The organism is Leucobacter ruminantium (genome assembly GCF_017565705.1).
Classification (GTDB): Bacteria; Actinomycetota; Actinomycetes; order Actinomycetales; family Microbacteriaceae; genus Leucobacter; species Leucobacter ruminantium.
In genome coordinates, this window is sequence record NZ_JAGDYL010000010.1 from 103,340 (window position 1) to 116,055 (window position 12,716).

Here is a 12,716-nt window from a genome sequence, read left to right on the forward strand (position 1 = left end):
GGAAGGTCATTTTCCGCGTGTCGACCTCAACTTGAACTTTAAGGTTGAAAACACGCCGATTCCGGCCTCGTCACTGGGCGCTGAAGCGCCTCCGCAACACGCCGGAGCGCACGGTTTCGAGGTATCCGGCGATCTCCAGCGAGTCCTCGACCCCCGCGGGGGTGCTGCTCTTCACACCGCGCGTCGACACCGCGTGCGAGACGAGATCCGCGTCGCGCTCGGCCGCGACGCGGAGCGCGCGCAGGTGGCGTGGGGTGATGCCCCGCTCCGCCAGCTTCAGCAGCGCCGTCAGTTGTGCGACCGCGTCGTGCGGGAACACCTCGGCCGCCGGAAGGAGCCCGGCCGCGATCGCTTCGCCGAGGAAGCGGGGGCTCGCACCGGTCGCGCGGCGCAACTCGTCGCCGCTCAGCACGTGCTTGGGCGACAGCACGCTCGAGGCGCTGCGCGGGGCGGCGCCGGGGATGATGGGGTCGCGACCGGCATCGAGCTCCTCGAGGACCTCGGCGATGACCTTGAGCGGGAGATAGTGGTCCCGCTGCAGCGTGAGGATCAGGCGCAACCGCTCGATGTGCTCCTGCGAGAACTTGCGATACCCCGACTTCGTCCGCTCCGGCGTCACGAGTCCCTGCTCCTCGAGGAAGCGGAGCTTCGACGGCGTGAGATCGGCGAAGTCGTCCTGCAGCCTGGCGAGCACCTGCCCGATGCTGAGCAGGCCCGAGGGAGACTGGCGCGCGTTGACCGCCGCCACGTCAGCCCTCTGCGGGAAGGTCGAAGCGCGAGCCGAAGAAGGTGAAGCGGAACTTGCCCACCTGCACCTCCATGCCGTCTTCGAGCGCGAGCTCTCCGTCGATGCGCTCTCCATCGCAGTACGTGCCGTTCAGCGAGCCGAGGTCGACCACCGAGAACGACGTGCCCCTGCGGTGGAACTCGGCGTGACGGCGCGACACGGTCACGTCGTCGAGGAAGATGTCTACGGCCGGGTGACGACCCGCGACCGTGACATCCTGATCGAGCAGGAAGCGCGCGCCCAGGTCGGGACCGCGGCGCACGACGAGGAGGGCGGCACCCGACGGCAGCGCCTCGACGGCCTCGCGCTCGTCGACCGACAGATCGGTCGCCTTCGCGCGGATCATCGAGTTCAGATCGTCGCGGAACTGCTGGGTGGCGCGCACCTCGGTGTTATCGGCGCGGCGGGCCCGGTTCTCGGCGTTCACTTCCTCTCCCATCCCTGCTCTCGGGTATGCGGGGACCATAGCCCCGGTCCCACTACGGTAGCGCAGCCGAGCGGGCGTTCGCACCTCCGCCGGGCGAAATCCAGGTCTCGCTCAGCGCCCCAGCTCGTGCGCCTCCAGGAATTCGTACACCTCGTGCGCATCGACGCCGGGAAAGGTGCCCGTCGGGAGCGCTGCGAGCAGACTCGTCGGCGTCGCTGCCTCCGGCCAGGCGGCCCCCTGCCACTTGCCCGCGAGGTCGTCCGATGCGCGCCTGCAGCACCGTTCGTCCGGGCAGTTGGAGCGCGTGCGGTGGTGCGTCTCGCGACCGCGGAACCACCGCACGTCCTCGAAGCGCACGCCCACACTCACCGAGTAGAGCCCCTCCTTCGCCTTCTCGACGCGCGAGGTGCACCAGTAGGTGCCCCCCGATGCCATATCGGTGTACTGGTACCAGGGGTTGAAGCGATCGGGCTGCCCGAACACGGTGCGCGCGGTCCAGTTGCGGCAGACGGTCGATCCCTCGAGATTGCCGAGCGCGTCGGACGGGAAGCGCACGCCGTCGTTCTCGTATGCCTTGATGAGAGTGCCCGACTCGTGGGCCTTCATGAAGTGCACCTGCAGACCGAGGCGCTCGGTCGCGAGGTTCGTGAAGCGGTGGGCCGCCATCTCGTACGAGACCGCGAAGGCATCGCGCAGATCCTCCATCGAGATCTGCCGCTGCCGCTTCGCCTCCGAGAGCAGATCGACCGCCGAGGCCTCGGGCAGCAGCACAGCACCGGCCAGGTAGTTCGCCTCGACCCGCTGGCGCAGGAAGTCGCCGTAGCTGCGCGGCTCCTCGTGGCCGCAGACCAGGCTCGCGAGCGCCCGCAGGATCGGGGCCCGCGCGTCGCGCGACGGCAGCCCGCTGCCGAGGTAGACGCGGCCGTTGCGGCGGTCGATCACCGAGCGCGTGGAGTGGGGCAGGTCGGAGACGTAGTGCAGGCTGAACCCCAGCCGTTCGGCGATGCTCGAGATCACTTGCTGGGAGACCGGCCCGCCGGCGTAGCCCACGCTCTCGAGCAGCGCGACGGCCTCGCGCTCGAGATCGGCGAAGTAGTTGCCCGCAACGCGCATCTGGGCGCGCAGCTCGGTGTTGGCGCGCCTGGCCTCCTCGGGCGTCGCCGCGCGCTCGCCGTGCAGCCGCTCCACCTCGCGGTGCAGCCCGAGCACCGTGCGCAGCGTGTCATCGCTCGTCGCCTTCGACACCCGGATCGGAGGGATGCCGAGCGTGCGGAAGACGGCTCCTCGCTGCGCGCGCTCGACCGCGATCTCGAGCGCGGCGCGCTCGTCCGGGGCCTCGTCGAGGAGCAGCTCGTCCACCGTCGACCCCAGCGCCTGCGCGAGGGATCGCAGCAGCGGCAGGCGCGGCTCGCGGCGCCCGTTCTCGATCGCGGAGAGCTGCGAGGGCGCCCGGTCGACGGCCGCGGCGAGCTGTTCGAGAGTCATGCCGAGGCGGGTGCGGCGCGCGCGGATGCGGCGTCCGAGGGTGAGGGCGTCGCCCGCGACCTCGGACTCCTCCCCCGCCGTATCGACGCGCCCAGGTGAGATCTGCTGCGAAGTCATGGACCATATCGTGCCAGAACGGTGTTCTTCCGACAAGCAGAAATTTCCGTGAACTTCACCCCCGAAACCCACGATGAGCGGCACTCGAGGCCACCCATGATGGAACTACCCCACTCATACACGCCGAACGGCGCAGGACATTGGAGTCACGATGAACGCAACGGACGCAGCAGAGCAGCTCTCCTGGGACTGGGAGAACGACCCCCGCTGGGAGGGCATCACCCGGGATTACTCGGCCGAAGACGTCGTCAGGCTCAGGGGGCGGGTGCAGGAGGAGCACACGCTCGCCAGGCGGGGAGCCGAGAAGCTCTGGGCGCAACTCACCGCCGAGGCTCCCGAGGGCGGCTACACCAACGCACTCGGCGCCCTCACAGGCAACCAGGCCGTGCAACAGGTCAAGGCCGGACTCCGGGCCATCTACCTCTCCGGCTGGCAGGTCGCGGCCGACGCGAACCTCGCGGGCCAGACCTATCCCGACCAGTCGCTCTACCCCGCGAACTCGGTGCCCCAGGTAGTCCGGCGCATCAACAACGCGCTCCTGCGCGCCGACCAGATCGAGCACGCCGAGGGCATTCAGACCGTCGAGGACTGGCTCGTGCCGATCGTCGCCGACGCGGAGGCCGGCTTCGGCGGGCCCCTCAACGCCTACGAGCTCATGAAGTCGATGATCGGCGCCGGCGCCGCCGGCGTGCACTGGGAGGATCAGCTCGCCAGCGAGAAGAAGTGCGGCCACCTCGGCGGCAAGGTGCTCATCCCCACGCAGCAGCACGTCCGCACGCTGAACGCGGCTCGCCTCGCGGCCGACGTGGCCGGCGTGCCGAGCGTCATCGTGGCGCGCACCGACGCGGAGGCCGCGACCCTCATCACGAGCGACGTCGATGAGCGCGACCGCCCCTTCGTCACCGGCGAGCGCACCGCAGAGGGCTTCTACAAGGTCACCAACGGTCTCGCCCCGTGCATCGCCAGGGCGAAGGCCTACGCCCCCTACTCCGATCTCATCTGGATGGAGACGGGCACCCCCGATCTCGAGCTCGCGAAGCGCTTCGCCGAGGGCGTGAAGGCCGAGTTCCCCGACCAGATGCTGGCCTACAACTGCTCGCCGTCGTTCAACTGGAAGAAGCATCTCGACGACGACACGATCGCGAAGTTCCAGCGCGAGCTCGGCGCCATGGGCTTCACCTTCCAGTTCATCACCCTCGCCGGCTTCCACGCCCTCAACTCGTCGATGTTCGACCTCGCCCACGGCTATGCCCGCAACGGCATGTCGGCCTACGTCGAACTGCAGGAGCGCGAGTTCGCCGACGAAGCCCGCGGCTACACGGCCACCAAGCACCAGCGTGAGGTCGGCACCGGCTACTTCGACGCCATCTCGACGGCGCTCAACCCCGACGCCTCCACCCTCGCCCTCGTGGGCTCGACCGAGGAGGGGCAGTTCCACTGATGAGCACCATGACCGACACCCCCACTGCAGAGGCTCGCATCGAGGTGCTCGGCCGCCCGCTCGAGCGCGGCGACGAGATCCTCACGCCCGAGGCCCTCGCCTTCCTCGCCGAACTGCACCGCCGCTTCGCGGGAGAGCGCCACGAGCGCCTCGCGGCGCGTCACCGCAGGCAGTACGAGATCGGGAACGGGAGGGATCTCGGCTTCCGCGACGATACCCGCGCGATCCGCGAGGATCCCGACTGGCGCGTCGCGGGCGCGGGCCCCGGGCTCGAGGATCGCCGGGTCGAGATCACGGGTCCCACCGATCCGAAGATGACGATCAATGCGCTGAACTCGGGCGCGCGCGTCTGGCTCGCCGACCAGGAGGACGCGACGAGTCCCACCTGGGAGAACGTGATCGGCGGTCAGCTGTCGCTCTACGACGCCATCCGCGAGCGTCTCGAGTACACGAGCCCCGAGGGTAAGCACTACCGGGTCACCGCGGAGCGCACGCCCACGATCGTGATGCGACCGCGCGGCTGGCACCTCCCCGAGCTGCACCTGCGCTTCGTCGACGCTCGGGGGCGCGAGACGGCCGCATCGGGCAGCCTCGTCGACTTCGGGCTCTACGCCTTCCACAACGCGCGCGAGCTCGTCGAGCGCGGCCGCGGCCCCTACTTCTACATCGCGAAGCTCGAGTCGAGCGAGGAGGCGAAGCTCTGGGACGACGTGTTCGCGTTCACCGAGGATGCACTCGGCCTCGACCGCGGCACCATCCGCGCGACGGTGCTCATCGAGACGCTGCCCGCCGCCTTCGAGATGGAGGAGATCCTCTACGCGATGAGGGATCACGTCGCCGGCCTCAACGCCGGGCGATGGGACTACATCTTCTCGATCATCAAGACGCTCCGCAGCCGCGGCGCCGACTACGTGCTCCCCGACCGCGGTCAGGTGAGCATGACGGTGCCCTTCATGCGCGCCTACACCGAACTGCTCGTGCGCACCTGCCACAAGCGGGGCGCCTACGCGATCGGCGGCATGAGCGCCTTCATCCCGAACCGGCGCGATCCCGAGGCCACCGAGCGCGCCGTCGAGCGCGTGCGCTCCGACAAGCACCGCGAGGCCGGCGACGGCTTCGACGGCACCTGGGTCGCCCACCCCGACCTCATCCCGACGGCGCGCGCCGAGTTCGACGCCGTGCTCGGCGAGCGGCCGCACCAGCTCGACCGCCTGCGCGAGGACGTGCACGTCATCGCCGCCGAACTGCTCGAGCTGCGCTTCGACGGACGCATCACCTCGGCAGGGCTGCGCGACAACGTCTCGGTCGCGATCCGCTACATCGAGGCCTGGCTGCGGGGGCTCGGGGCCGTGGCGATCGACGGCCTGATGGAGGACGCCGCGACGGCGGAGATCAGCCGCTCGCAGATCTGGCAGTGGATCCACCAGGACCGCACGACCGAGGACGGCGAGCCGATCACCCGGGAGCGCGTGGCGGAGCTCGTCGAGGAGACGCTCGCGAGCGTCGAGCGCACGCAGGGCGACCGCTTCGACGAGGCGGCCGAGATCTTCTCCGAGGTCGCGACGGGCGACGCCTTCCCCGATTTCCTCACCGTTCCCGCGTATCGCCGCTTCCTCGCGGAGATCTGACGGGCGCGGGATCGGATCTCGACGCGCTGAGCGGATCCCTCGCGGATCCGCTCAGCGCATTCCGGTGTCGCTGCGCTCGATCGCGGGGCGCAGCTCGTCGACCACGAGGGTCGAGGTGTCGAGCTGCCCGGTGCGGTACGCGGCCCGCCCGACCATGTGAGCCGCCACCGGCGCCGTGAGCGACTGGAAGACGAAGACCGGCACGAGCGCGAGCAGTGTCGAGACGGACCGCTGGTCGAGGGCGATGGCCGCGATGATCAGCAGCAGACCGAAGATCTGCGGCTTGGTCGCCGCATGCAGGCGGCTGAGCGCATCGCGGAAGCGCAGCAGGCCGACACCGGCCGCGACCGACAGCACGGCCGCGAGGAACACGCAGACGACAGCCGCGAGGTCGAGGATCTGCTCAAACATGCCCGGCTCCCTCCTCCGACTCCGGGATCGCCGGCTGCCCGGCGCGACGCTTGACGAAGCGCGCCACCACGATCGTCGCGAACGTCGCCGTCGCCGCGATCACGGTCATGAGCGGGATGCTGTCGGTGTGGCCCCGCACCACCATGTCCGCGCCGACCGCGAGCATCAGCGTGGTCAGCAGCACGTCGGAGGCGATCATGCGGTCGAGGATCGTCGGACCGCGCACCACCCGCACGATCGCCGCGAGAGCCGTCGCCGTGAGGCCGACTCCGGCTGCGATGACGAGCGAGGTCATCAGCATGCTCATGCGTACCCCCTCACTTCCTGCTTCGAGCCGAGCGTCAGGACGAGCAGCCGCTCGATCTGGCGCACGTTGCGGCGCATCGCGCGGATCTCCCGTTGCGTCGGCGTATTGATCACATGCAGGTACAGGGTCGAAGCGAAGCGATCGACCTCGGCGACGAGGGATCCGGGGATCAGCGAGATCGTCAGCCCCACCATCGTGAGGATGAAGTCGGATCGCGTGCGCAGGCGTACGGCGATGATCGACGTCTTCGGCGGTTCCCCCGGACGCACGGCGAGCCACGCCACCTGCCACGAGGCGAGCATGAGGTTCCATAGGAAGTAGCCGAGATACCGCAGCGCGTACCAGGGGTTGAACCGCCCGGCGAGCTCGACTGGCGGCAGGTAGAAGACGCGCATCGCGACGATCGCGACGACGAAGCCGCTCACCACCGAGAGAGGCGAGATCTCCCGCCACAGCATGGTCCACAGCAGCACGAGACCGAAGAGCAGCGGCAGCTCGTGCAGCCGCACGCCCCACTCGAGGCGGCGCGCGGTCCGCGGTGCCTGGCGCGAGGTCTCACTCATAGCGCTCCCCCGTCGGTTCAGTCGACGTGTCGCCGCTGCCGCCGCCGAGATCGCCCGGCGTCTCCCCCAGCACGGCGTCCACGATGCGGCCGGGGTCGGCGAGATCCTCGCCCGCGCGCGTCGAGTACGCGAAGAGCGGACCTGCGAACACGGTGAGGGCGATGCTCACCGCGACCATGCCGGCCGTCGCGCTCACCATCAAGCGAGGGATCGACTTCTGCTCCTGCTGCGGGGGCGCATCGGGCGCGTCGTGAAGATGTTCGAACAGCGCCTCCTCCCGCTCGCGCAGCATGACGGCCTCGGCGCTCGGAGCCGCGCCCTTCGCCGCCTCCCCCGAGCGCTTGCGGGGGCGCCAGAAGGCGAGCACCCACGCCCGTGCGAGCGCGTAGAGGGTGAGCAGCGACACGAGCGCGCCGATGCCGATGAGCCAGTAGGCCCCCGGCGTGGCGAGATCGGCCGCGACCGTGAAGAGGCCGACCTTTCCGATGAAGCCCGAGAACGGAGGGATCCCTCCCAGATTGAGCATCGGGATGAAGAACAGCACCGCGATCACTGGGGCCGTGCGCAGCATGCCGCCGAGATCGGAGAGGGAGGTCGTGCCGCCCTGGCGCTCGATCAGGCCGACCGCGAGGAACAGCGTGGTCTGCACGATGATGTGGTGGGCGATGTAGTAGATGGTCGCGGCGAAGCCCGCGGCGTTGGCCATGCCGATGCCGAAGATCATGTAGCCGATGTGGCTGATGAGCGTGAACGACAGCAGACGCTTGATGTCGAGCTGCGACACGGCGCCGAGGATGCCGACGACGAGTGTGAGCCCCGCGATGACCAGCAGCAGCGAATCGACGCTCGAGTGCGGGAAGAGCTGGGTCTGACTGCGGATGATCGCGTAGACGCCGACCTTCGTGAGGAGACCCGCGAAGACCGCGGTCACGGGCGCGGGCGCTGTCGGGTAGGAGTCGGGCAGCCAGAACGAGAGCGGGAAGATCGCGGCCTTGATGCCGAACGCGATGAGCAGCGCCAGGTTCAGCAGCAGCTGCACCTCGGAGGGCAGCTCGGCGATGCGGACCGTCAGCTGCGCCATGTTCACGGTGCCCGTCGCACCGTAGATGAGCGCGATGGCCGCGAGGAAGAGCACCGAGGACACGAGCGAGACGATGACGTAGGTGACGCCCGCGCGGATGCGCTGCGAGGTGCCGCCGAGGGTGATGAGCACGTAGCTCGCCACGAGCAGGATCTCGAAGCCGACGTAGAGGTTGAACAGATCGCCGGCGATGAACGCGTTGAAGACGCCCGCGCCCAGCACGAGATAGGTCGGGTAGTAGATCGAGACCGGGGTGTCCTCGTCTCCGTCCGCGAGACGCTGGCCGATCGAGAACAGGAAGACGCCGAGCAGCACCACCGAGGAGACCGTGAGCATGAGCGCCGAGACCCTGTCGACGACCAGCGCGATGCCGAAGGGCGCCGCCCAGCCGCCGACCTCCATGACGAGGGTGCCGTGCGCATCGACGAGCCACATGAGTGCGCCGCTCAGCACGACGGCGCCGCTGAGCGCGACGAGCGTGATGCCCTGCTGCACGTAGCGATGCCCGGGCACGGCGAGAGCCAGCGCCGCGCCGACCAGCGGCAGCAGCACGATGAGGGGGACGAGCGCGGTCATCGGGTCGTCTCCTCGGCGTCGGGGGCGGCCGAGCCGCGGGTGTTTTCGGCCCGCTCGGAGCTGTCGGAGTCGTCGGGGTCATCCCGGTCGTCGGAGTCGTCTGGATCATCCGAGTCGTCGGAGGAGGTCTCGGGCGTCTCCTCGATGTCCTCGTCCGTGACCTCGACCGTGGTGAGCGCCTCGGTGGTCGCGAGCTCGACGTCGGCCTCGTCGTCGCGCACGGTGTCGTCGCGGTCGTGGGCGAGCCTCCAGGAGCGGTAGATGAGCGCGAGCAGGAACGCGCTGACGCCGAAGGTGATCACGATCGCCGTCAGGATGAACGCCTGCGGCAGCGGGTCGCTCATCTGCTCGGCGGAGGTCTCCCCCGAGATCGGCGCGGCTCCGAAGCCGCCCGACATCAGGAAGATCAACAGGTTCGTCGCGTTGCCGACGAGCAGGAACCCGAGCAGCACGCGGGTCAGCGTGCGGTCGAGCATGAGGTACACGCCGCAGGCGTAGAGCACCACCATCACGGCGACGAGGATGAGGGGCATGGTCGTCATCGGGCGCGCACCTCCTCCTCTTCGAACGCCGCGACCTCGGCCTCCTCGTGCTCGTCGATCTCCACTCCGAGACTGCGGAGCACGTCGAGAATGAGACCGAACACGACGAGGTAGACGCCGATGTCGAAGAGCGTCGAGGTCACGAGGGGAAGGGATCCGAACGGCCCGAGGTCGACATCGACCCAGGCCGAGGCGAGCGCCGACTGTCCGAACAGCATCGGGACGAGCGCCATCAGCACCGCGAGTGCCAGACCCGTGCCGAGGATGCGTCCGGCATCGAGCGGAACGGTGGCGCCGAGTTCGTACCGCCCGCCCGCCAGGTAGCGGGCGACAAGGGCGAGGCCCGCGACAAGACCGCCCGCGAAGCCTCCGCCCGGGGTGTTGTGGCCCGTGAGCAGCAGGTAGACGGAGAGGATGATGAGCGCGTGGAAGATGAGGCGCACGACCACCTCGAGCAGGATCGACCGGCGCGACGGGTTCAGGTGACGGCCGGCGAGCAGCCAGGTGACGCGACGCGTCGGATCGTTCGGGTCGACCACGCGCAGGAGGTGGTCGCGCGCCTGCGTGCGCGCAGCGCGGCGGCTGAGCTTGGGCCGCAGGTCCGCGCGGGTGTTGAGGAACACGAGTGACGCGACGCCGGTCGCCGCGGCGAGGATCACGGAGAGCTCCCCCATCGTGTCCCAACCGCGGATGTCGACGAGCATGACGTTCACGACGTTGTGCCCGTGGCCGCCGCGGTAGGCGAGCTCGGGAAGCCGGAGGGATATCGGGTCCGCGACCCGAGCGCCGAGCGCGATCAGCGCGACTCCGCCGAGCACGAGGCCGACGGCGGCGCCGATAACGATCCTGATCCAGCGCACGCGCAGGGCGGCCGGCTTGCCGAGACGCTGTGGGAGGCGGCGGATCACCAGTACGAAGGCGATGAGCGTCACCGTCTCGACGAGCGCCTGGGTGAGGGCGAGATCCGGAGCGCCGTGGGTAGCGAAGAGCGCCGCCATCCCGTAACCGGTCACGCCGACGAGCACGACCGATTGGAAGCGCGTGCGCGCACGGAGCGAGAAGATCGCGGCGATGATCATGACGACGGCTATCGGCCACTCCGCGAGCGAGGTGCTCAGCTCGAAGTGTGCGGGCCGCACACCGGACCACAGCGCCGTGCCGCCGAGCACGAGCACCATCACGATGAGAATGACCGCCAGGTAGAAGGGCAGCGAACCGCGCTGCGTGAGCGAGGTGATACGCACGGCGAGTGTGTCGAGCCAGTGGGTGAGCACCCAGTAGGCGTGCGAAGCCGAGAAGCGCTCCGGCGGCGACGGCAGCAGCTGCCGCACCCGTGAGAAGAGCACCGCAAGGCCGAAGCCCGCCACGATCACGAGCACCGATGCGCCGAGGGCCGGGGTGAAACCGTGCCACAGGGCGAGGTGCTCCGCTCCCCCGTCCACTGTCTGCTGCAGCAGAGGATCGATGGCGGGCGCGAGCAGGCCCCCGAGCAGCGTGAGCGCGACGAAGGCGACCGGCGCCGCCATGATACCGGGCTCGGGACGGTGCACCATCGCGCAGGCCTCGGTGCCCGGCTTGTCGGCGAAGGCGCCCCAGAGCAGGCGACCCATGTACGCGACCGTCAGCATGCTGCCGACGACCGCGACGGCGAAGGCGAGATAGGCGATCGGAGAGGTCTTCCCGATCTCGAGCAGTTCGGTGAACGCCGCCTCCTTCGCGACGAAGCCGATGAAGGGCGGCAGGCCCGCCATCGACGCCGCGGCGAGCGTCGTCAGGAGGGCGAGCACGGGCATGCGGCGCCCCAGGCCGCACAGGCGGCGCAGATCACGGGTGCCGGTCGAGTGGTCGATGATGCCGACGGCCAGGAAGAGGGGGGCCTTGGCCAGGGCGTGGGCGAAGAGCAGCGCGAAGCCTGCGAAGGAAGAGCTCGGATCGGCCACGCCGAAGACCATCATCAGGAGCCCGAGCTGGCTCACCGTGCCGTGCGCCACGATGAGCTTGATGTCGTACTGCTTGAGCGCGCGGATGCCGCCGTGGATCATCGTGATCGCGCCGAGCACGACGAGGGTCTCTCGGAACCCCGGGACGTCGCCGAAACCGGGCACGATGCGAGCGATGAGGTAGACGCCCGCCTTCACCATCGCTGCCGCGTGCAGATAGGCGCTGACCGGTGTCGGAGCGGCCATGGCCCCGGGAAGCCAGAAGTGGAAGGGAAAGATCGCCGACTTGGAGAGCGCTCCCGCGAGCAGCAGGTAGACCGCGACGGTCGCGAGCGGACCGCTCGGGGGGTCGGCGATGATCTCCGAGAGCAGCGAGGTGCCGGAGTCGACGGCGAGCAGCACGAGACCGACGAGCATCGCGAGGCCACCGAGGGTGGTGACCATGAGCGCCTGCAGGGCCGCGGCGTTGGCGGTGCGGAGCCTGGTGATGTGGCCGATCAGCAGGAAGGAGAAGATCGTCGTCGCTTCCCAGAAGATGAAGAGCAGGTAGACGTCGTCGGCGAGGACGAGACCCAGCATCGAGGTCGCGAAGCCCATGAAGACGCCACCGAATCTCGGCAGGCCGGCCTCTCCGTCCTCGAAGTAGTTGGCGCAGTAGAGCAGCACCAGCGCGCCCGCTCCGGTGACGAGCAGCGCGAAGAGCGCGGAGACGGGATCGAGCCGCAACGTCAGGGTGACCCCGAGCTGAGGAATCCACTCGTGCGCCTCCACGAGCACGTCGCCGGAGAACACGGCCTGAGAGAGCAGCACGAACCCCGCGAACACGGATGCCATGAGTGCGGAGAGCACCCCGAACATCACACGGCCGAATCGTCGGATCAGGGGGTGAACGATCAGAGAGACGAGCGCGAGAATGAGGAGAATCCCCATCATCGCACCCATAGGCGGCCCTCTTCCGGTCGTCGTTCGGCTTCTCCCGATATTCTACCGGACCGGCGGTTCCCAGCACCGGTCGGCCGGGAAGGCGGCGCGTCGCTCACTTCTGCTGACCTGGCGAGGCGCAGCCGGGTCGAACCATCAGAGGCCGAGACCCCCAGGAGGATAACGTTCCCGGGAAATGCGGAAGGCCCTCACCAGTAACCTGGTGAGGGCCCCCCTAAAGAAAGTTCGGCGGTGTCTTACTCTCCCACGAGGTCCCCCTCGCAGTACCATCAGCGCTGTCAGCCTTAGCTTCCGGGTTCGGAATGTGACCGGGCGTTTCCCTGACGCTATAACCACCGAAACACTATTGACATACCCAACCCCACACACGGTGAAGGGGTTGTGGCCGTACGTCAAGAACCACAAAGCAGACGCGAACATCGTTACTTACGCTTATGCCAAACCTCATCCACATGACCGTTTGAAGTCG

General features: G+C 68.9%; 11 protein-coding genes and 1 rRNA gene. 2 read left to right on the forward strand and 10 right to left on the reverse strand.

The genetic code is table 11. The annotated features are described in order from the left end of the window. Positions 1–70: 70 nt before the first annotated feature. The 3 genes from ftsR to J4H91_RS07985 all read right to left on the reverse strand — a co-directional run bounded on the left by ftsR (position 71) and on the right by J4H91_RS07985 (position 2,816). On the reverse strand, positions 71–748 hold the full coding sequence (ftsR, locus tag J4H91_RS07975) for a transcriptional regulator FtsR (RefSeq protein ID WP_341783479.1): 678 nt from the start codon (positions 746–748) through the stop codon (positions 71–73). Position 749: 1 nt separating this feature from the next. Continuing rightward, positions 750–1,214 carry an FHA domain-containing protein gene (locus tag J4H91_RS07980; RefSeq protein WP_341783480.1) on the reverse strand — a complete coding sequence of 155 codons (465 nt, stop codon included), beginning with the start codon at positions 1,212–1,214 and terminating at the stop codon, positions 750–752. Between the two features lie 111 nt (positions 1,215–1,325). Further along, a complete protein-coding gene (locus J4H91_RS07985) occupies positions 1,326–2,816 on the reverse strand; it encodes an XRE family transcriptional regulator (RefSeq protein WP_208045733.1) in 1,491 nt (496 codons plus the stop codon). Positions 2,817–2,967: 151 nt separating this feature from the next. Here J4H91_RS07985 and aceA point away from each other — a divergent pair, with 151 nt between their 5' ends. Next, positions 2,968–4,257: an isocitrate lyase gene (aceA, locus tag J4H91_RS07990; protein ID WP_208045734.1), complete on the forward strand. Its 1,290-nt coding sequence runs from the start codon at positions 2,968–2,970 to the stop codon at positions 4,255–4,257. Beyond that, on the forward strand, positions 4,257–5,885 hold the full coding sequence (gene aceB / locus J4H91_RS07995) for a malate synthase A (RefSeq protein WP_208045735.1): 1,629 nt from the start codon (positions 4,257–4,259) through the stop codon (positions 5,883–5,885). Before aceA ends, aceB begins: the two co-directional genes overlap by 1 nt. A gap of 51 nt (positions 5,886–5,936) precedes the next feature. Here aceB and mnhG read toward each other — a convergent pair whose 3' ends face one another. From mnhG to rrf, 7 genes are all read right to left on the reverse strand, one after another. Further along, complete coding sequence (mnhG, locus tag J4H91_RS08000; RefSeq protein ID WP_208045736.1) at positions 5,937–6,296, reverse strand: monovalent cation/H(+) antiporter subunit G; 360 nt, start codon at positions 6,294–6,296, stop codon at positions 5,937–5,939. Continuing rightward, positions 6,289–6,603, reverse strand: coding sequence for an MrpF/PhaF family protein (locus J4H91_RS08005; RefSeq protein ID WP_208045737.1), 315 nt, complete (start codon positions 6,601–6,603; stop codon positions 6,289–6,291). The genes mnhG and J4H91_RS08005 overlap by 8 nt, the downstream gene beginning before the upstream one ends. Next, on the reverse strand, positions 6,600–7,166 hold the full coding sequence (locus J4H91_RS08010) for a Na+/H+ antiporter subunit E (RefSeq protein WP_208045738.1): 567 nt from the start codon (positions 7,164–7,166) through the stop codon (positions 6,600–6,602). Before J4H91_RS08010 ends, J4H91_RS08005 begins: the two co-directional genes overlap by 4 nt. Next, on the reverse strand, positions 7,159–8,823 hold the full coding sequence (locus J4H91_RS08015; RefSeq protein ID WP_208045739.1) for a Na+/H+ antiporter subunit D: 1,665 nt from the start codon (positions 8,821–8,823) through the stop codon (positions 7,159–7,161). The genes J4H91_RS08010 and J4H91_RS08015 overlap by 8 nt, the downstream gene beginning before the upstream one ends. Further along, entirely contained in the window at positions 8,820–9,365 is a 546-nt protein-coding gene (locus J4H91_RS08020) for a Na(+)/H(+) antiporter subunit C (protein WP_208045740.1), read from the reverse strand. Before J4H91_RS08020 ends, J4H91_RS08015 begins: the two co-directional genes overlap by 4 nt. Beyond that, entirely contained in the window at positions 9,362–12,238 is a 2,877-nt protein-coding gene (locus tag J4H91_RS08025; RefSeq protein WP_341783481.1) for a Na+/H+ antiporter subunit A, read from the reverse strand. Before J4H91_RS08025 ends, J4H91_RS08020 begins: the two co-directional genes overlap by 4 nt. Before the next feature lie 232 nt (positions 12,239–12,470). Continuing rightward, a 5S ribosomal RNA gene (rrf, locus tag J4H91_RS08030) occupies positions 12,471–12,587 on the reverse strand. Between the last annotated feature and the right edge of the window lie 129 nt (positions 12,588–12,716).

What these genes read in the sequence shown, in the direction of transcription:
- J4H91_RS07985 (WP_208045733.1), bottom strand. Translation starts at nt 2,816, where the DNA reads ATGACTTCGCAGCAGATCTCACCTGGGCGCGTCGATACGGCGGGGGAG.
- aceA (WP_208045734.1), top strand. Translation starts at nt 2,968, where the DNA reads ATGAACGCAACGGACGCAGCAGAGCAGCTCTCCTGGGACTGGGAGAAC.
- aceB (WP_208045735.1), top strand. Translation starts at nt 4,257, where the DNA reads ATGAGCACCATGACCGACACCCCCACTGCAGAGGCTCGCATCGAGGTG.
- mnhG (WP_208045736.1), bottom strand. Translation starts at nt 6,296, where the DNA reads ATGTTTGAGCAGATCCTCGACCTCGCGGCTGTCGTCTGCGTGTTCCTC.
- J4H91_RS08005 (WP_208045737.1), bottom strand. Translation starts at nt 6,603, where the DNA reads ATGAGCATGCTGATGACCTCGCTCGTCATCGCAGCCGGAGTCGGCCTC.
- J4H91_RS08010 (WP_208045738.1), bottom strand. Translation starts at nt 7,166, where the DNA reads ATGAGTGAGACCTCGCGCCAGGCACCGCGGACCGCGCGCCGCCTCGAG.
- J4H91_RS08015 (WP_208045739.1), bottom strand. Translation starts at nt 8,823, where the DNA reads ATGACCGCGCTCGTCCCCCTCATCGTGCTGCTGCCGCTGGTCGGCGCG.
- J4H91_RS08020 (WP_208045740.1), bottom strand. Translation starts at nt 9,365, where the DNA reads ATGACGACCATGCCCCTCATCCTCGTCGCCGTGATGGTGGTGCTCTAC.
- J4H91_RS08025 (WP_341783481.1), bottom strand. Translation starts at nt 12,238, where the DNA reads ATGATGGGGATTCTCCTCATTCTCGCGCTCGTCTCTCTGATCGTTCAC.